The organism is Bradyrhizobium sp. HKCCYLRH2047 (genome assembly GCF_051168175.1).
GTDB lineage: Bacteria > Pseudomonadota > Alphaproteobacteria > Rhizobiales > Xanthobacteraceae > Bradyrhizobium.
In genome coordinates this window covers 156,812-173,667 of the sequence record NZ_JBNPUM010000010.1, presented here as the reverse complement: position 1 = coordinate 173,667, position 16,856 = coordinate 156,812, and the positions used below count along the sequence as shown (strand labels likewise).

General features: G+C 66.7%; 15 protein-coding genes. 10 read left to right on the top strand and 5 right to left on the bottom strand.

Translation table 11 applies throughout. The features are described from left to right. Positions 1 to 54 precede the first annotated feature (54 nt). From ACQR1D_RS23970 to ACQR1D_RS23960, 3 genes are all read left to right on the top strand, one after another. Positions 55 to 1,542 carry a hypothetical protein gene (locus tag ACQR1D_RS23970; RefSeq protein WP_434839190.1) on the top strand — a complete coding sequence of 496 codons (1,488 nt, stop codon included), beginning with the start codon at positions 55 to 57 and terminating at the stop codon, positions 1,540 to 1,542. A 164-nt stretch (positions 1,543 to 1,706) separates the two neighbouring features. Continuing rightward, positions 1,707 to 1,973, top strand: coding sequence for a hypothetical protein (locus ACQR1D_RS23965; protein WP_316238376.1), 267 nt, complete (start codon positions 1,707 to 1,709; stop codon positions 1,971 to 1,973). A 686-nt stretch (positions 1,974 to 2,659) separates the two neighbouring features. Beyond that, entirely contained in the window at positions 2,660 to 3,196 is a 537-nt protein-coding gene (locus ACQR1D_RS23960) for a PRC-barrel domain-containing protein (protein ID WP_316238377.1), read from the top strand. Between the two features lie 70 nt (positions 3,197 to 3,266). Here the strand turns inward: ACQR1D_RS23960 and ACQR1D_RS23955 are convergent, their stop codons facing one another. From ACQR1D_RS23955 to ACQR1D_RS23940, 4 genes are all read right to left on the bottom strand, one after another. After that, the gene (locus ACQR1D_RS23955; RefSeq protein ID WP_316177860.1) at positions 3,267 to 4,673 is read right to left on the bottom strand and encodes an ATP-binding protein; all 1,407 of its coding nucleotides are present in this window, start codon (positions 4,671 to 4,673) and stop codon (positions 3,267 to 3,269) included. A gap of 24 nt (positions 4,674 to 4,697) precedes the next feature. After that, positions 4,698 to 5,438 carry a response regulator gene (locus tag ACQR1D_RS23950; RefSeq protein ID WP_315717811.1) on the bottom strand — a complete coding sequence of 247 codons (741 nt, stop codon included), beginning with the start codon at positions 5,436 to 5,438 and terminating at the stop codon, positions 4,698 to 4,700. Positions 5,439 to 5,755: 317 nt separating this feature from the next. Further along, on the bottom strand, positions 5,756 to 7,393 hold the full coding sequence (locus ACQR1D_RS23945) for a DUF4403 family protein (protein WP_434839189.1): 1,638 nt from the start codon (positions 7,391 to 7,393) through the stop codon (positions 5,756 to 5,758). A gap of 244 nt (positions 7,394 to 7,637) precedes the next feature. Further along, on the bottom strand, positions 7,638 to 8,336 hold the full coding sequence (locus ACQR1D_RS23940) for a L,D-transpeptidase (protein ID WP_434839188.1): 699 nt from the start codon (positions 8,334 to 8,336) through the stop codon (positions 7,638 to 7,640). A 357-nt stretch (positions 8,337 to 8,693) separates the two neighbouring features. Here ACQR1D_RS23940 and ACQR1D_RS23935 point away from each other — a divergent pair, with 357 nt between their 5' ends. The 3 genes from ACQR1D_RS23935 to ACQR1D_RS23925 all read left to right on the top strand — a co-directional run bounded on the left by ACQR1D_RS23935 (position 8,694) and on the right by ACQR1D_RS23925 (position 11,267). Then, positions 8,694 to 9,749 carry a glycosyltransferase family 4 protein gene (locus ACQR1D_RS23935; RefSeq protein WP_315804382.1) on the top strand — a complete coding sequence of 352 codons (1,056 nt, stop codon included), beginning with the start codon at positions 8,694 to 8,696 and terminating at the stop codon, positions 9,747 to 9,749. 50 nt (positions 9,750 to 9,799) lie between these two features. Then, positions 9,800 to 10,489: a class I SAM-dependent methyltransferase gene (locus ACQR1D_RS23930; RefSeq protein ID WP_434839187.1), complete on the top strand. Its 690-nt coding sequence runs from the start codon at positions 9,800 to 9,802 to the stop codon at positions 10,487 to 10,489. A 145-nt stretch (positions 10,490 to 10,634) separates the two neighbouring features. Then, entirely contained in the window at positions 10,635 to 11,267 is a 633-nt protein-coding gene (locus ACQR1D_RS23925) for a hypothetical protein (protein WP_315804384.1), read from the top strand. A 247-nt stretch (positions 11,268 to 11,514) separates the two neighbouring features. On the opposite strand, the gene ACQR1D_RS23920 is transcribed toward ACQR1D_RS23925, so the two are convergent. Continuing rightward, a complete protein-coding gene (locus ACQR1D_RS23920) occupies positions 11,515 to 13,179 on the bottom strand; it encodes an aminotransferase class III-fold pyridoxal phosphate-dependent enzyme (RefSeq protein WP_434894098.1) in 1,665 nt (554 codons plus the stop codon). A gap of 35 nt (positions 13,180 to 13,214) precedes the next feature. Here ACQR1D_RS23920 and asd point away from each other — a divergent pair, with 35 nt between their 5' ends. The 4 genes from asd to ACQR1D_RS23900 all read left to right on the top strand — a co-directional run bounded on the left by asd (position 13,215) and on the right by ACQR1D_RS23900 (position 16,856). Further along, entirely contained in the window at positions 13,215 to 14,090 is an 876-nt protein-coding gene (gene asd / locus ACQR1D_RS23915) for an archaetidylserine decarboxylase (RefSeq protein WP_434839186.1), read from the top strand. A gap of 115 nt (positions 14,091 to 14,205) precedes the next feature. Next, positions 14,206 to 15,183 carry an NUDIX hydrolase gene (locus tag ACQR1D_RS23910; protein ID WP_434839185.1) on the top strand — a complete coding sequence of 326 codons (978 nt, stop codon included), beginning with the start codon at positions 14,206 to 14,208 and terminating at the stop codon, positions 15,181 to 15,183. A gap of 150 nt (positions 15,184 to 15,333) precedes the next feature. Continuing rightward, the gene (locus tag ACQR1D_RS23905) at positions 15,334 to 15,843 is read left to right on the top strand and encodes a (2Fe-2S)-binding protein (RefSeq protein WP_434839184.1); all 510 of its coding nucleotides are present in this window, start codon (positions 15,334 to 15,336) and stop codon (positions 15,841 to 15,843) included. Then, positions 15,840 to 16,856: an FAD binding domain-containing protein gene (locus ACQR1D_RS23900; protein WP_434839183.1), complete on the top strand. Its 1,017-nt coding sequence runs from the start codon at positions 15,840 to 15,842 to the stop codon at positions 16,854 to 16,856. Before ACQR1D_RS23905 ends, ACQR1D_RS23900 begins: the two co-directional genes overlap by 4 nt.

Below are 16,856 nucleotides of genomic sequence, written 5' to 3'. Positions count from 1 at the left end.
TATGCCGTGCATGCTTGGCTGGCGGAGCAATTCCGCCAACGGGGCCCTGCCGCGATGACGCTGTCCGTCACCCACACCGAAGCGACCGCCGGGCGCACGCAGGCGCTGCTGCCACTATGGGTCGGCGCCGGCGTCTATGCGCTGCTGCTGATCTCCGGCAACCGGCTGCTCAACGATCCCGACACGCTGTGGCAGATCACGGTGGGGCAGTGGATCATCGACCACCGCGCGGTGCCCGAGGTCGACGTCTATTCCTTCACCATGCGCGGCGCGCCCTGGATCTCCACGCAGTGGCTGGCGCAGGTCGCCTATGCCGCCGCTTACAGGTTCGCCGGCTGGACCGGGCCGGTGGTGCTGGCGGCCTCGGCGACCGCGCTGTCCTTCGCGCTGTTGGCGCGCGCCCTCAGCCGGCATCTGCGCGACGCCACGACATTGGTGTTCGTGGTCGCGGCGTTCCTGCTCTGCCTGCCGCATCTGCTGGCGCGGCCGCATGTGTTGGCGTTTCCGATTCTGGTGGCCTGGATCGCCGGACTTGTCGATGCCGCCGATCGCAAGGCCGCGCCGCCATGGCCGCTGGTGCTGCTGATCGCGCTGTGGGCCAATCTGCATGGCGGATTCGTGTTCGGCCTGTTCTTCATCGCGCCCGCCGCGCTCGACGCGCTGGTCAATGCCGATGCCTCGGCCCGCCGTAGCCTCGCGCTGCGCTGGGCCGGGTTTGCAGCGCTCGCGCTGGTGGCGAGCTGCTGCACGCCCTATGGCTGGAATGCGCTGCTGGCGTCGCAGAAGATCCTCTCGCTGGGTCAGGCGCTGCCGCTGATCGTGGAATGGAAGGCGACCGATTTCCAGGGGCTCGGTCCGTTCGAGATCTGCCTGCTGATCGCCATCGGGTTCGCGCTGTTCCATGGCCTCAGGTTGCCGCCCGTGCGCATCATGATGCTGCTCGGCCTGCTGCACATGGCGCTGGCGCAGGCGCGCGCGGCGGAGATCCTGGCGCTGGTGGGCCCGCTGGTGCTCGCCGCGCCGCTGGCGCGGCAGGCGGGCGCGTCGCCCATGCCGCCGCAGGCGCGCGTGCCGGGCGCGGCGCTGACGGCGGCAGTGATGCTCGCGCTCGGCGCCGGCACCATCGCGTCGGCCGCGATCCTGAACTACGCGCCGAACATGCGCGGCACCCCCGTCGCGGCCGTGACCGAGCTGAAGAAGCTCAACCTCACGCGGGTCCTCAACGACTATGATTTCGGCGGCTACCTGATCTCGGCCGGTGTCGCGCCGTTCATCGACGGCCGCACCGAGCTCTATGGCGAAAAATTCTTCGTCGACCACAATGCCGCCTCCGGCCTGATGGAGCCGGATAATCTGTTCCGCCTGCTCAAGGACTACGACATCGAGGCGACCCTGCTGCGCACCCAGAGTGCTGCGACCAAGCTGCTCGATCACGTCGACGGCTGGCAGAAGGTCTATGCCGACGACATCGCCACCATCCATCTGCGCAAGGCGGGCGCCCGCCACGTCGCGGAACCGGCGGTCACCTCCGGCTGCAATTGAATCAAAGACGTCGATCCCATCCGCGTGAGGTCGGATGTCGCGCGGCATCCCGGCGCGTGCAAATCCGCCGCCGCGTGGGTAAGATCGCGGCCGTCAGTTCGACAGCATGCCTGACTCATTCAACCTGACTCATTCAAGAAGACTGAACAGAGAGGGAGCGCGTCATGGCCGTGAAGGCAGCCGACGATCATTCACCCCGCATTGACCGTTCATTCGACATCGACGCGACGCCATCCACGGTTCGCGTCGTGGATCTGCCGCGAAACAATCCCTGCGCCCAATGTGGCGAGGCGATCGCATTGCCGTCCTGGGTCGAAAAGGACGGCCGCCGCACCGCCTATCTCTGGCACTGCCGCCTCTGCGACTATCGGTACGAAACCATCGCCTTCTATGCCGAGTCCGTCGATCAGGACGGCGCGATGGCGGCGTAGGGGCAGGCGTCCCGCAGCCGAGCAATTCAATTGGCTTGGACGGAATGCTGAACAGATGGTCTATCGGTTGATGCCGATGTGAGCACGGCGATTGCGGCTTGCTCCGCTCGACCTCTCCCCGCTTGCGGCTGGGCGATCGCATATGGTTTTCCTGGGCGGAACCTTCATGGCCTCATGGTTCGAGACGCGTCGCAAGAGCGACGCTCCTCACCATGAGGTTCAACAGCTTTGCGGCGGAGAAAGGCCCTCATCCTGAGGAGCCCGCCGAAGGCGGGCGTCTCGAAGGATGGTCGCGAAAAGACGGCGCGCCCAGCCTCTTTCACCATATGCGATCGCCCTGCCGCAAGCGGGGAGAGGTCGGATTGCATCGAAGATGCAATCCGGGTGAGGGGGGACAGGTCTCACCATGCCCACCACCGGTGCGGCTGCCCCTCACCCCAACCCTCTCCCCGTAAGAACAGGGAGAGGGAGCCGACCGTCACCGCGGTCAGCAGCTAACAAGCTCCACGCACCTGCGTCATACCGTACTGACGACGTCAGCCATGTCCACCCGAACCGTCACAAACTAACACTTCCGCGTCGCAGTGAGACCGCTTGTCGCGCAGCGTGACGAAATCGTGGTTCCCTGGGAACGCCGACTGTCCATTGCCGTTCTCTCGTCACCATTCACTGAGAGGAGACACCACATGGTGATGAAGACTGTTGCGGCCGGCCTCGCCGGTTCCCTGCTGCTCGCGACCGCCGCCTTCGCTGCGGAGAGCACCACCACCACGACCAGCACCACGATCAAGAGCAACACCACCGCTGCGTCCTATCAGGGCGACTGGCGCAGCTCGAAGCTCGTCGGCGTCAAGGTCTACAACAACAACAACGAGAACGTCGGCTCGATCGACGACCTGCTGGTCGACAAGAGCGGCGCGGTCAAGGGCGTCGTGATCGGCGTCGGCGGCTTCCTCGGCATGGGCGAGCACCTCGTCGCGGTCTCTTTCGACCAGGTGAAGTTCTCGGATCAGCCGGTGCAGTCGACCACGGCTTCCAACGCTCCGGCTTCTGGCACGACCTCGTCGACCAACCCGCCGGCTTCGACCACGACGACCGGTGCCGCCACCGGCACGTCGTCCTCGTCGATGAGCTCGAAGAACCGCTGGTATCCCGACCATGCGATGATCAACGCGACCAAGGACCAGCTCAAGGCGATGCCCGAGTTCAAGTACTCGGAGTAACGGCGTCACAGACGATTAGTCGATCGTCTCGATCGCGGCGCGCCCGGATCCGTCCGGGCGCGTTCGCGCGTCATGCTGCGGGGCGCAAGGTGGTCTGGCCGAGCGGCAGCTCGATGCGGGCGATCAGCCCGCGCGGCTTGCGATCGTGCAATGACAGCTCGCCGCCATGCGCCTGGACGATCGCCTTCGCGATCGAGAGGCCCAGGCCGAACCCGGTGGCCTCGTCCATGTTGCGGGCATCGTCGCCGCGCACGAACGGCTCCAGCATGTCGGGCTTGCGCGCATCGGCGATCCCCGGTCCGTCATCCTCCACGTCGATCGTCAGGCACTTCCCAGACGCCGACAGTCTGATCACGGTTTCCTTGCCGTACTTCACGGCGTTCTCGACCAGGTTGGTGACCGAACGCATCAGGTCGTCGGGCCGCACCGTTGCCATCGCGTGCGCCGGGCCGACATAGGTGACGCTGTGGCCGACATCGGCGAACTGGTCGGCGACGAGCTGCAGGATGCTCGCGATATCGACCAGCGTCATCGGCTCGAGCTTGCGGCCGTTGCGCAGGAATGACAGCACCGAGCCCAGCATCGCATGCATCTGATCGAGATCGGCCAGCATGCGATTGCGCTGCAGTTCGTCCTCGACGAACTCACAGCGCAGCCGCATGCGGGTCAGCGGTGTCCGCAGATCGTGGCTGATGGCCGCCAGCATCTTGGTCCGGTCGTTCATCAGCGCCGTGATGCGTTGGCGCATCCGGTTCAGGGCGCGCGCCAGCGACCGGATCTCTTCCGGTCCGCGCTCGGGCAGGGCAGTGGCATCGCCATCGAGGCTGAAGCTCTCGGCAGCCTTCGCGAAGCTCGACAGCGGTGAGGTCAGCGCACGGGCCGCCCACAGGCCGAGCAGTGTCGTGCTGATCAGCGCGAACATGATCGTCGTCAGCCATGGGGCGCCCCAGAACGGTGGCCGGTGTGGCCGGTCGGCCATCCGCGCAGAGACCATGTTGCCGTCGGGAAGGGCGAAGACGACGGTGCGCGTCTGGGAGCCGGGCGGCGGCATGAAGATGCGATAGCCGGGGCCAAGGCCGCGAAAGCCGCCTGGACCGTGAGGCCGTCCGTCGGCCATCTCCTGAGGCGCCGGGTGGCGCTCGTCGCCACCGGTCCCGGCCTCGACGTCGGGGCCGGCCGGCTCGCGCCGGCGGCCATCCGGCAGAGGTCCCGCGTGAGGCTTGAGCTCGAACTCGGGATAGGCGCGGGCAATGTCGGAGATCAGTCGCGGCCGTTCGGCAGCGGGCGCGCGTCCAAGAATGCGGATGGCGGTCGCGAGCTGAAACGGCCCGACTTCGTTTTCGGGGTCGGGCTGCTCGGCGCGATAGATCAGGAACGTCGCCGTGATAATGGCATGGAGCGCCACGATCGAAATGGCCACCAGCGCCGTGATCTGGCCGCGGATTCCCTTGAGGTTGAGAAAGCCGAACGACATCATGACATCGCCATTCGATCCGGCCGGTCAATGGCTTTGCGGGCCGGTCACCACCTCGACGACGGGCGTGAACATGTAGCCGCCGGAGCGCACGGTCTTGATCATGGTGGCCTCCTGCGGGTCCGGCTCGATCTTGCGGCGGATGCGGCTGACCAGCACGTCGATCGAGCGCTCGAACGAGCCGGCGCTGCGGCCCTGCGTCAGGTCGAGCAGGCTGTCGCGCGACAGCACGCGGCCCGGCCGCTCGCAGAAGGTGCGGAGCAGATCGAATTCGGCGCTCGTCATCGCGACGCGCGCGCCTTCGGGATTGCGTAGTTCGCGGAGCCGGAAGTCGATCGTCCAGCCGAGGAAGCTCAGCGCGGTCGCGCCTTCGGTTGCGCTCGCCGTCATCGCGGCCGCCTGTCGGCGCAGCACCGCGTTGATGCGGGCGAGCAGCTCGCGCGGATTGAACGGTTTTGGCAGATAGTCGTCGGCGCCCATCTCCAATCCGAGGATGCGGTCGACGTCCTCGCCGCGCGCGGTGAGCATGATGATCGGCACTTGCGATTCCGCGCGCAGCTTGCGGCACAAGGTCAGGCCGTCCTCGCCGGGCAGCATGACGTCGAGGATCAGGAGATCGACACGGTGGTCGCCCATGATGCGGGTCATCTCGCGGCCGTCGGTCGCGGTGGTCACGTTACAGGCATTGTTGCGCAGATATTTCGCGATCAGCGTCCGCGTCTCGCGGTCGTCCTCGACGACAAGAATGTGTGGTTGTGTCTGGGCCATACCGACAAGTGACCTAGAATCGCGGCGTTTTGCGAAGAATTTTGTTACGGAATGTTTCCTGCGACGGGCGCGCGGACAAGGCCCGACAATCTCTCCCTGCGCCGTGTTGCGGCTTCCGTGAGGGCGCGTCAAGCCTCGCGAAACGTATGGCCTCGGGGCCGCAGCACGCTCGCGCGATGCGGCTGCATCGGGTTACCGGAAACGGTGCGGACATTCGTGAGTGGCCGCAGACCAGGTCAGGCCCGATTGAATCGTTGCCGGTCGTTGCACGATCCGAACGCCCGCAGCGACGGGATGCGACATTCCGAAACGGCCCGTCACAGTCCCGGCAACGTATTGACTCGAACCGACATCGTGCCCTCCGCCGAGGCGATCACGCGCAGCACGGTGGCGTCGAAGGCGATGTCGGTCAAAGCGAGGTTGTTGATGTCGGTATCGACGCGGATGCCGTTCTCGTTCTTCTGCAGCTCGGCGACCGCGGTCGCGATCTTGTCGCGGACGTTGTCGGCGAAAGGCTTGAGATCGACCACCGAACGTTCCAGCAGCGCGCGCTGCAGATGCGGCACCACGGCGCGCGCGGCGGCGCCGAGCAGGCCGAACGCCGCGTCGGATTCGACGGCGAGCTGCAGGTCCGACAGCCGCAGGATCTGCTGCGCCTGATCGACCATGGGGCGTCCCCAGATGTGCACGGTCGCGTCGGCGCCGAGGCCGAAGAAGCTCTCCTTCTCCTTGCCCTTCACCTGCAGCGAGATCAGCAGCCGGTTGCCCGAGGGCACGACGGTCGCGTGCTTCACCGTGACCGCGACCGGGCCGGAGCCGTCCTCGGGGAACGTCCGCCCGGCGAGCTGCGAGTCGACGAGCTTGCTGAGCTCGGTGAACGGGACGTCGATCGGAACCGCGACGTTGATGGCGCCGGCGGTGGGTGGAATGATCGTGATCTTGTCCGGGAACGGACACTCCGGCTTGGTCTCGGCGGCCGTGACCCGGGTCTCCGCTTCGATTCCCATGGTGACGCTGACGGCGTTGGCATCGATCGCGGGCTGCGCGGCCAGCGCCCGTGTCGGCTTGATCTCGAGCCAGACCGCGGGCAGTCCCGGCGTGGTGCCCTGAAGCGGCACCGAGCGGCAGGCGCGGGCCCACTGCGCCTGCGCCACGCGCCGCACGGTCGGGTCCTTGCGCAGCCTGTCGCTGAGCGCGCTGAGCTGGTCGTTGACGGTCTTGTCGATGACCGGCTTCATCTGCGCGGGCACGTTGACGCGGGCGCCGGCGACGGTCAGCGCGGTGTCGCCGAGATTGACCTGGGCGGTGAAGTTCGGCTCGACATACCAGGCGGCGGCCAGCCGCGGCCGCATCGCGATCAGCACGTTGCCCTTGATGTCGGCGGTGGCGTTCAGATTCTTGATGTTGATGCCGCCGATCTGCTTGGCCGCATCCGAGCCGAGCAGGCCGCCGATGGCGTCGCCGAGCGCGCCGGTTGCTTTGGCGGACAGCGATCCGGTGACGTTCAGCCGGCCCGAGAGCGGCGTCGCCAGCGACAGAGTGTCCTGGGTGCCGGTGGCGGCGATGGCGCCGCGGGTGACGGTCCAGCCGATGTCGGCATTCTGCAGGATCTGGTTGACGGGATTGTCGGCCTTGCCGGAGAAATTGCGCGGCGTGGCCTTTTCGGCGGCGTCGCGAATCGCGCCGAGCGAGATCGAGACCGGCGTCATGATGATCGAATTGCGCGTGGCCGGCGGCAGCGGCGGCAGTTGGGTCAGCTGCGGCGCCGGCGTGCTGCCCGAGAACAGAAACACCTCCACGATGATGATGCCGACCAGCACGATGGCGGCAAGGCCGGCGGCGCCGATCAAGATCAGCCGCAGCCGGGGCGGCGAGCGCCGCGGCGGAGGCTGCGTTCTCGGGGCGAGCGGATGCGGCCTGCTTTGCCAATCCGGTCGCGGTGTCGGAAGGTTCATGTCGGATCCACGGACTCCAGCTGCCACGCCGGCCCATGCCGGAAGCGGCGAGATCGCGGTTAATACAAGATTGCCGAGCTTACAGGGCCGGACGGAGGCGCGCCAGGGCAGCCCGTGACGCGGATCATCATCAATCGGCCGTGATGGTGAACGCCGACATGCGCGCAAAGAAATGACCGCCGCGGCTTTTGGGCCTCGGCGGTCCAGTCAGGGAGGATCCGGAGGAAGGAACGAGCGGCGCGGGCTAGCGTGTCATGCGGCCGAGATCGGCGCGGCGCTCCATCGGCAGCACGATCACCTTGGCGCCGACGCTGACGCGGGAATAGAGGTCGATCACGTCCTGGTTGGTCAGGCGGATGCAGCCCGACGACACATGGGTGCCGATCGTCTCCGGCGCGTTGGTGCCGTGGATGCGGTAGACGGTGCCGCCGAGATACATCGCGCGGGCGCCGAGCGGATTGCCGGGACCGCCGGCCATGTGACGCGGCAGATAGGGCTGGCGTGCGATCATCTCCGGCGGCGGCGTCCAGTCCGGCCATTCCGCCTTCCTGGTCACCGACTGCACGCCCGACCAGGTGAAGCCGTCGCGGCCGACGCCGATGCCGTAGCGCATTGCCTGGCCGCTGCCGAGCACGTAGTAGAGGTACTTGTTAGGCGTATCGATCACGACCGTGCCCGGCGCCTCGCGAGTCGAATAGCTCACGACCTGGCGGCGCAGCCGCGCCGGCAACTCATAGGCGGTCGCCTCGTCCTCGCGCGGTGTGATCAGTTGCGGCGCCGTCGCCGGCGGCTCATAGGCCGCAATCGGCGGCGGCAGCAGGAACGGGAAGGGGAGTGGCGCGGGAGGTGCCGCCTGCGTCGGCGTCGCCGCCACGATTGCGGATGCGACGAGTACACCAAAGAGAATGCGGGATGACGAATACACTGTGCCCGGCGTGACCATGGACGTCCCCTCGTTTGATCGCTTAGTGCGCGCCGCGCTTGTCTCGGCCGGCGTCGTCAAAATCAGTTGCCTGTCATCATTCTTTGCGGCGCATTGACCAACGCCCGATGCTGCAACTCATAGGGGAGAAAAGTTTCGTTGCGTTTGCGCGCTGCACGCAAAACGGTTTCGTCGGCTTAACCGTTTGTTTCATGACGGTTTCACGACAGCGCCCGCGCGGGACGGCCACGGATCGCGGGGAAAACAGCGGCGGGCGGCCAAAAAGACCCTTCGACAGTTCGATGACGTCACACGCCTGAAATAACAATGTCGGATTTTGCGGCTGTTCAGAATCGCTGCAACTTTCCGGATCGCCTTATGCGGATCTTAATCGCAACCGACGCCTGGCACCCTCAGGTCAACGGCGTCGTGCGCACGCTCACCTCGCTGGCGCGCGCGGCCACAGGCCTCGGCGCCGACATCACATTCCTCACGCCGGAGGGGTTTCCGTCGTTTGGCGTGCCGACCTATCCGGGCCTGCGCCTCGCCGTGACCAACGGCCGCGAGATCGCCCGCCGCATCGAGGCCGCAGCACCCGATGCGATCCATATCGCCACCGAAGGCACGATCGGCTGGGCGGTGCGCCGCTACTGCCTGCGCCACGGCCTGCCGTTCACGACGTCCTACACGACGCGCTTCCCTGAGTATGTCTCGGTGCGCACCGGCATTCCCGATGCCGTCGGCTACTGGGTGATGCGCCGCTTCCACGATGCGGCCGCGATGACCATGGTGGCGACCAATTCGCTGAAGCAGGACCTCGCGTCGCGCGGCTTCAAGAAGCTGGGTTTCTGGACCCGCGGCGTCGATACGAAACTGTTCAATCCGGATGAGCCGGTCACGCTCGATTTGCCGCGCCCGGTGTTCATGACCGTCGGCCGTGTCGCGGTCGAGAAGAACCTCGAGGCGTTCCTGTCGCTGGACCTGCCGGGCTCGAAGGTCGTGATCGGCAACGGTCCGCAGAAGGCGGAGCTCGAGCGTCGCTTCCCCACCGCGCATTTCCTCGGCGAGAAGACCGGCAAGGACCTGACCGCGCACATGGCGGCCGCCGATGTCTTCGTGTTTCCCAGCCTGACCGATACGTTCGGCGTGGTGCAGCTGGAGTCGCTGGCGTGCGGCACGCCGGTCGCGGCCTTCCCCGTGACCGGTCCGCTCGACGTCATCGCCGACCATCCGATCGGGGCGATCGACTGGGATCTGCGCGCGGCGTGCCTGAAGGCGCTGACGATGTCGCGCGAGACCTGCCGGGCGTTCGCGCTCGACCGCTCCTGGGAGAACAGCGCGCGCCAGTTCATCGGCAATCTCGCCGTGCTGCAGCCGTCCCGCGTCGTGCGACCGACCCCGGTGCTGGCCGGCCAGAGCGCGGTGCGCAGCTGACGGCGGATCTTGCGTCACTCGATCAATTCCAAACCAAGTGAGATGTAACGATGGCAGAAACCATGAAGCTCGACGGCGCGCGGGAGCTCGACTTCGATCGCGAGCAGGTCGAGCAGGCCTATGACCGCTGGGCGCCGATCTACGACCTCGTGTTCGGCGGCGTGTTCGAGAAGGGCCGCCAGGCCGCGATATCGGCCACCAACAAGCTCGGCGGCCGCGTGCTCGAGGTCGGTGTCGGCACCGGCATTTCGCTGCCGCTCTATGCGCCGCATGTGCGCGTGTTCGGCACCGACATCTCCGAGGCGATGCTCGGCAAGGCGATGCGCCGCGTCGCCGACCAGCGGCTGAAGAACGTCGAGGGGCTTGCGGTGATGGACGCGGAGCAGCTCGATTTCCCCGACGATTCGTTCGACGTCGTGATGGCGCAATATGTCGTCACCGCGGTGCCGAACCCGGAGGTCGCGCTCGATGAGTTCGCCCGCGTCCTGCGCCCGGGCGGCGAATTGATCATCCTGACCCGCGTCAGCGCCGATGCCGGCATGCGCCGCGTGATCGAGCAGGCGTTGCAGCCGGTCGTGCGCCGCCTCGGCTTCCGCACCGCCGAATTCCGCTGGTCGCGCTACATGCGCTGGCTCGCCGGAGCGCAGCGCATGGAGCTGGTCGAGCGCCGGCTGATCCCGCCGCTCGGCCATTTCTCGCTGGTCCGTTTCCGCAAGCTGGAGCGTGCTGCCGCGGCTTGAAGCCGCGGCGACCGTCTACCGCCGCTGCGGCGTTCTCCGTAGTCCAAAACGTTTCACTGCGTCCGATCGTGTGACATCTTGATGATGTCACACGATCTACACCGAATCCCTGTACACGACCTGCAACTCATACTTCGGAGCAACCATGATCAAGCATTTCCTGGAGCAGCTGCGGATCCAGCGCTGGGACGACCATCGCTACTATCATCACAGCCGTATCAATCAGAGCCTGCACTTTGTCAGCGCGCTCAGCTTCATGATCGCCTACGTGATGATGGTGTTCGATCCGCTGGTCTCGGCGCTGATCGGCTGGCTGGTGTCGATGACCTCGCGCCAGGCGGGCCACTTCTTCTTCGAGCCGAAGGGCTACGACCACGTCAACCAGGCGACCCACGAGCACAAGGAAGAGATCAAGGTCGGCTACAATCTGCAGCGCAAGGTCGTGCTGATGTCGATCTGGGCCGCGGCCCCCGTGGTGCTGTATCTGCAGCCGACCCTGTTCGGCCTGCTGCCGCCCTGGACCACGGCGATGGAGTTCGTCCGCGAAACCGCCAAGCTCTGGCTCGTGATCGGCATCGGCGGCCTGCTGTTCCGCACCATCCATTTGTTCTTCATCCGCGACGTCGAGACCGGCCTCGTCTGGATGACCAAGATCATCACCGACCCGTTCAACGACTTCATGCAGTACCGCTCGGCGCCGCTGGCGCTGCTGCGCGGCGAGCTGATCGATCCGGGCCTGCATCTGATGGGCGAGACCCTCGAGGAGCAGCACGCCTGATCGGACCGATGCGTCGGAGTTGCGCGATGCCCGGGCCGGTCCCGGGCATCGGTGTTTGTGGGGGCTGTCGATGTTGAACGCAGGCTGTCGCGGCAAGGGCAGTGCGCCCCCTCTCCCGCTTGCGGGGGAGGGGCGGGGAGGGGACAGGCTTGCTCCGCTGATCGTGAGAGCGCGTCGTGCCGCGGCCCCCACCCGTCGGGCTCTGCGAGCCCGCCGACCTCCCTCGCAAGCGGGGGAGGCGCTGGCCTCAGCGCCCGAACGCGGCGCCGAGCATCTCCTTCAGGATCTGGCGCTTGATCGCCTTGTTGGTGAGCGTGCCGTCGTTCCACCACCAGCCGTCCTGCTTCATCTTCTCGGCCGCCGAGACGAAGCGCCTGGTCACCTCGGCGAAATCGGCGTCGGTGTAGTTCAGGCTGAAGATGAAGCGGCCGGTGCCGACCCAGCTCAGCGCCAGGCCCTCGGCGCGCAGATAGTATTGCAGCATCCAATTGTAGCGCGACGGCACGGTGTACTCGACCAGCCAGATCGACTGCAGATTGGAGACGCGCACCGGCAGCTCCTTGGCGGTGAGCTCCGCGTTGAGCTGCGCGGCACGGCCGTTCCAGGTCTCGTCCAGCCCGTCATAGATGGCGCGGAAGTTCGGGCTGTCGAGCCGGCTCAGGAACTCGTCCATTGCCGCCATCACGTAAGGATGCGAGTTGAAGGTGCCGCGCGCGAAGCAGATGTCGGCCGGGCGGTCGTCGCGGAAGCGGCGCATCAATTCGCGCTTGCCGCAGACGACGCCGATCGGCAGGCCGCCGCCGAGGCTCTTGCCGTAGGTCACCATGTCGGCCCTGACGCCGAAATACTCCTGGGCGCCGCCCGGCGCGAGCCGGAAGCCGAGGAAGACCTCGTCGAACAGCAGCACGATGCCCCGTTCCGTGCACACCTCGCGCAGCTGCTTCAGCCAGGCGGTGTAGGCCTCGCGGTCGTACTTCCCTTTGCGCGAGGAATCGACCAGCGCCGAATCGCCGGGCGCATTGCCGTTCGGATGCAGCGCCTGCAACGGGTTGACCAGCACGCAGGCGATGTCGCGCCGGGTGCGCAGGACATGCAGCGTGCGCTCGGACATCTCGGCCAAGGTGTAGGTCTCGTGCGGGGCGATCGGATTGCCGACGCCGGGCTGCACGTCGCCCCACCAGCCATGATAGGCGCCGGCGAAGCGCACCAGATGGCTGCGGCCGGTGTGGTAGCGCGCGAGCCGCACCGCCTGCATCACCGCCTCGGTGCCAGACATGTGGAACGAGACCTCGTCCATTCCGGACAGCTCGGTCAGGCGCTTCACATTGTCGGCCACGACCGGGTGATAGAGTCCGAGCACCGGGCCGAGCGCGCTCGCGCGCCGCTCGGCGGCTGCGATGCACTCCTTGTAGAAGTCGTAGCCGAAGATGTTGACGCCGTAGGAACCGGTGAGGTCGTAGAACCGGTTGCCGTCGAGATCGGTCAGGGTGACGCCCGAGGAGGCCTGCATGAACGAGCCGGCGCCGAGCTGCTCCTTGACCAGACGGCTGTACTGGAAGGGGACCCGGTAGCTCTGGGTGAACTGCAGGTCGGAGATGCGGCTTGCGGCCTCCGCCGTCAGCGCGCGGCTCTTGGCGAACCTCTCCTGGAACAACGCGCCGAGTCGGAAGAAGCCGTCCTGGCGCTTCGTGGCGATCGCCTGCGGCGCGCCGTCGGAGCGGAAGAAGTCGTCGATCTCGAACTCATAGCGCGGGATCAGCCTGGAGATCCGGCGCGACATCTTGGAATGGCCGGCCAGCGAGCGGTGCTTGGCGCGCGACAGCTCGATGCGGGCCTTGACCTTCGGGGCCATGGCGGCCGTCACGGCAGCGCCAACGGCGAGCGATACATAAGGAATCGAGTTTTCCATCATGTCCAAAAGCGCTAACCACTCCTGCTGACAGATTCATGACAGTCAAAAGCCTGATCGCCTCCGTCACCCAACAGGAAGACCTCAACTTCCTGCTCACCAACCGCGTGCCGCGCGCCGCGCTGACCCGTTTCATGGGCTGGTTCTCCAAGATCGAGAATCCGCTGGTCCGCGACGCCTCGATCGCGCTGTGGAAGCTGTTCTCCGACCTCGATCTCTCCGAGGCCAAGGAGAACCGCTTCAAGAGCCTGCACGCCTGCTTCACGCGCGAGCTGAAGCCCGGCCTGCGGCCGTTCGATCCCGATCCTGCCATCGTCACGAGCCCGTCGGACGGTATCATCGGCGCCCACGGCCTGATCCGCGACGGCGAGCTCTATCAGATCAAGGGCGCACCCTATTCATTGCGCGAGCTCGTCGTCGATCCCGCCGTGGTCGAGACCCACCGCAACGGCTGCTTCGTCACCTTGCGTCTCACGTCGAGCATGTATCACCGCTTCCATGCGCCTTACGACATGACGCTCGAGCATGTCAGCCTGATCCATGGCGACGTCTGGAACGTCAATCCGATCGCGCTGAAGCGGGTCGAGCGGCTGTTCTGCAAGAACGAGCGCGCCGTGATCCGCACGCATCTCGCCTCGGGCGAGCCGTTCACGATCGTGCCGGTGGCGGCGATCCTGGTCGCGAGCATCCGCCTGCATGCGCTCGACCGCGTATTGAACGCGCAGACCGAGCGGCCGCTCGCCTACCCCTGTCACAACAATGTGCGCAAGGGCGACGAGCTCGGCTGGTTCGAGCACGGCTCGACCATCATCCTGCTCGCGCCGGGCGACTTCACGTTCTGTCCCAATGTCACGGAGGGCGCCCGCATTCGCGCCGGCCAGCCACTGTGGCGCAGGCGCGTCGCCGCCGGATGAATGTCGGGTCCCTGCCTGCGCAATCTCGATTTCGTCGTTGCGCAGTCCTATATCGGAGCGTTCAACTGACGAATCAGACCGCGGGAGTTGCGGTCGTTGCGGCTCGGGAGAGGCGATGGCGAGAGCGCCGATCATGGCGGCAGGTGGCATCGTGCTGCGGCGGGAACAGCCGCCGCGCATCGCGGTCGTGCGCCTGCGCAAGCGTGACGAATGGGTGCTGCCGAAAGGCAAGCTCGACGATGGCGAGACGCCCCGCGACGCCGCCAAGCGCGAGGTGCTGGAGGAGACCGGCCACAAGGTCACCGTGCATGAATTTCTCGGCACCCTGGTCTACGACACGGGCACGCGTTCCAAGGTCGTGCACTACTGGCGCATGGAAGCGGCCGGCGAGCCGTCGCAGCCGCTGATGGACGATGTCCGCGCCGTCGACTGGCTGCCGCTCGATGCGGCAGTGGGGCGGCTGTCGCGCGACCATGAGAAGACCTTCCTGGAGACCGTCGGGCCCTACGCGCTGGCAGGCCTGATCCGCAAGACCAAAGCGAAGTCCGCGCCCGAGGTGGCGGCGAAGACCGCCGCTGACAAGAAGCCGGTCGAGAAGCCCGCGGTGGAGACGGCGGCGCTCGCGGCAAAGCCTGCAACGGCCAGGAAGCGCCGCAGCCGGATCGTAGAGCAGCCCGCCCCGGCGCCGGAGATCGCCGACCTCGCGATCGACGTGCAGGGCGAGCAGCCCGCCGAAGCCGTGCTTGCGGCTGCGGCGCCCGGCCTCGATCAATCCGAACCGATCGTCTTGGAGACGACGGCTATGCCGGTGGAGGCGGACCTAGCCCCGCTGCCGGCCGAACCCGCAGCGATGGAACGCGAGCCCGCCGACCTCGAGCGCATCGAAGCGGTCGCCGCCGCGATCAAGTCGCTGCTGCCCACCCCGGTCGCGCCGGATGCCGATGTGAGCCGCCAAAGTGAGGACGGGCTTGATCCCGGCGCTGAGGCCATGCCGCCTGAGGATGCGGCCGCCGTCGATGACGAGGCGCAGGACGGACCGCGCCGCCGCAGCCTGGCGGAGAAAATGCGGGCGTGGCTCGGCCGCGCCGCTTGAGCCGGACGGCGACGCGACCGACCAGGCGGTTGTACCGTCCGCCCTTTGCACGTGCTGGCCTGGGCAAGTCCCGCGGGCCGCTGCTGAAAAATTGTTGCGAACCATCGGCGCCATCGCGGGTTGATGCGGGTCCGTCAATGGAGACCCCGCATGAGCGCGTCGCGCGAGAATGCCTTACCCCTTTCCAGGCCTGCGCCTCTGTCCGTCACGCTTCAGATCAACGGCGAATTGCGTACTTTGCGGGTGGCGCCCTGGACCACGCTGCTCGATCTCCTGCGCAACCATCTCGATCTCACCGGCACCAAGAAGGGCTGCGATCACGGCCAGTGCGGCGCCTGCACCGTGCTGATCGACGGCCGCCGCGTGCTCTCCTGCCTGACGCTCGCGGTCATGAAGGATGGCGCCGAGATCACGACCATCGAGGGACTCGCCAAGGGCGATGACCTGCACCCGCTGCAGCAGGCCTTCATCGATCACGACGCCTTCCAATGCGGCTATTGCACGCCGGGCCAGATCTGCTCGGCGGCCGGCCTGATCGCCGAGGGCAGGGCGAAGACGAAGGAGGAGATCCGCGAGCTGATGAGCGGCAACATCTGCCGTTGCGGCGCCTATCCGAACATCGTCGGCGCCATCGAACAGGCGATGGGAGGAGGACGATGAACAATTTCGACTATGCCCGCGCGAGCGATGTCGCCGAGGCCGTCAAGCTCAAGGCGGCGGTACCGGAAGCCAGGTTCATCGCCGGCGGCACCAACCTGATCGACCTGATGAAGTATCACGTCGAGCAGCCGCGTCAGCTGATCGACATCAGCCGCCTGCCGTTGACGAAGGTGGAGGAGACGAGCGCCGGCGGCGTCAGGATCGGCGCGCTGGTGCCGAACAGCACGCTGGCCTATCACCCGGTCATCGAGAGCCGCTATCCGCTGCTGGCGAGCGCGATCCTCGCCGGCGCCTCGGCACAGCTCCGCAACATGGCCTCGACCGGCGGCAACCTGCTGCAGCGGACACGTTGCGCCTATTTCTACGACGTCGCCACGCCCTGCAACAAGCGCACACCCGGCGCCGGCTGCTCGGCCATCGATGGCCTCAACCGAGGCCACGCCATCCTCGGCACCAGCGCCGACTGCATCGCGACCCATCCCTCCGACATGTGCGTCGCGCTGGCCGCGCTCGGCGCCACGGTGCATGTTACCGGGGCCTCGGGTGAGCGCCTCATCGCCTTCGCCGATTTCCACCGGCTGCCTGGCGACCGGCCGGATCTCGACAACACGCTGCGTGCCGACGAGATCATCACCGCGATCGAGCTGCCGCCGCAAGGCTTCGCGTCGCACCACAGCTATCTGAAGATCCGCGACCGGCTGTCCTATGCCTTCGCACTGGTCTCGGTCGCCGCTGCGCTCGATCTCGACGGCAGCCAGATCCGCGAAGCACGATTGGCGCTCGGTGGCGTCGCCCACAAGCCGTGGCGCAACCAGGCTGCCGAGGACGCGCTGCGCGGGCAGGCGCCGGATCCCCAGGCGTTCGGCCGTGCCGCGGACATCCTGCTCAAGGAAGCCAAAAGCTCCGGGCACAATGCGTTCAAGATCCCGCTCGCGCGTCGCGCGATCGTCCGCACGCTGACCCAGGCCGCGAACGCAACCCCGCAGATCCAAGCCATCAAGACCATCCGGTGA

Bases quoted from the DNA above. Each gene is read 5' to 3' on its own strand.
- ACQR1D_RS23965 (WP_316238376.1), top strand. From the start codon at position 1,707: ATGGCCGTGAAGGCAGCCGACGATCATTCACCCCGCATTGACCGTTCA.
- ACQR1D_RS23940 (WP_434839188.1), bottom strand. From the start codon at position 8,336: ATGGTCACGCCGGGCACAGTGTATTCGTCATCCCGCATTCTCTTTGGT.
- ACQR1D_RS23955 (WP_316177860.1), bottom strand. From the start codon at position 4,673: ATGATGTCGTTCGGCTTTCTCAACCTCAAGGGAATCCGCGGCCAGATC.
- ACQR1D_RS23945 (WP_434839189.1), bottom strand. From the start codon at position 7,393: ATGAACCTTCCGACACCGCGACCGGATTGGCAAAGCAGGCCGCATCCG.
- ACQR1D_RS23900 (WP_434839183.1), top strand. From the start codon at position 15,840: ATGAACAATTTCGACTATGCCCGCGCGAGCGATGTCGCCGAGGCCGTC.
- ACQR1D_RS23920 (WP_434894098.1), bottom strand. From the start codon at position 13,179: ATGATGGAAAACTCGATTCCTTATGTATCGCTCGCCGTTGGCGCTGCC.
- ACQR1D_RS23925 (WP_315804384.1), top strand. From the start codon at position 10,635: ATGATCAAGCATTTCCTGGAGCAGCTGCGGATCCAGCGCTGGGACGAC.
- ACQR1D_RS23935 (WP_315804382.1), top strand. From the start codon at position 8,694: ATGCGGATCTTAATCGCAACCGACGCCTGGCACCCTCAGGTCAACGGC.
- asd (WP_434839186.1), top strand. From the start codon at position 13,215: ATGACAGTCAAAAGCCTGATCGCCTCCGTCACCCAACAGGAAGACCTC.
- ACQR1D_RS23950 (WP_315717811.1), bottom strand. From the start codon at position 5,438: ATGGCCCAGACACAACCACACATTCTTGTCGTCGAGGACGACCGCGAG.
- ACQR1D_RS23960 (WP_316238377.1), top strand. From the start codon at position 2,660: ATGGTGATGAAGACTGTTGCGGCCGGCCTCGCCGGTTCCCTGCTGCTC.
- ACQR1D_RS23905 (WP_434839184.1), top strand. From the start codon at position 15,334: ATGAGCGCGTCGCGCGAGAATGCCTTACCCCTTTCCAGGCCTGCGCCT.
- ACQR1D_RS23970 (WP_434839190.1), top strand. From the start codon at position 55: ATGACGCTGTCCGTCACCCACACCGAAGCGACCGCCGGGCGCACGCAG.
- ACQR1D_RS23910 (WP_434839185.1), top strand. From the start codon at position 14,206: ATGGCGAGAGCGCCGATCATGGCGGCAGGTGGCATCGTGCTGCGGCGG.
- ACQR1D_RS23930 (WP_434839187.1), top strand. From the start codon at position 9,800: ATGGCAGAAACCATGAAGCTCGACGGCGCGCGGGAGCTCGACTTCGAT.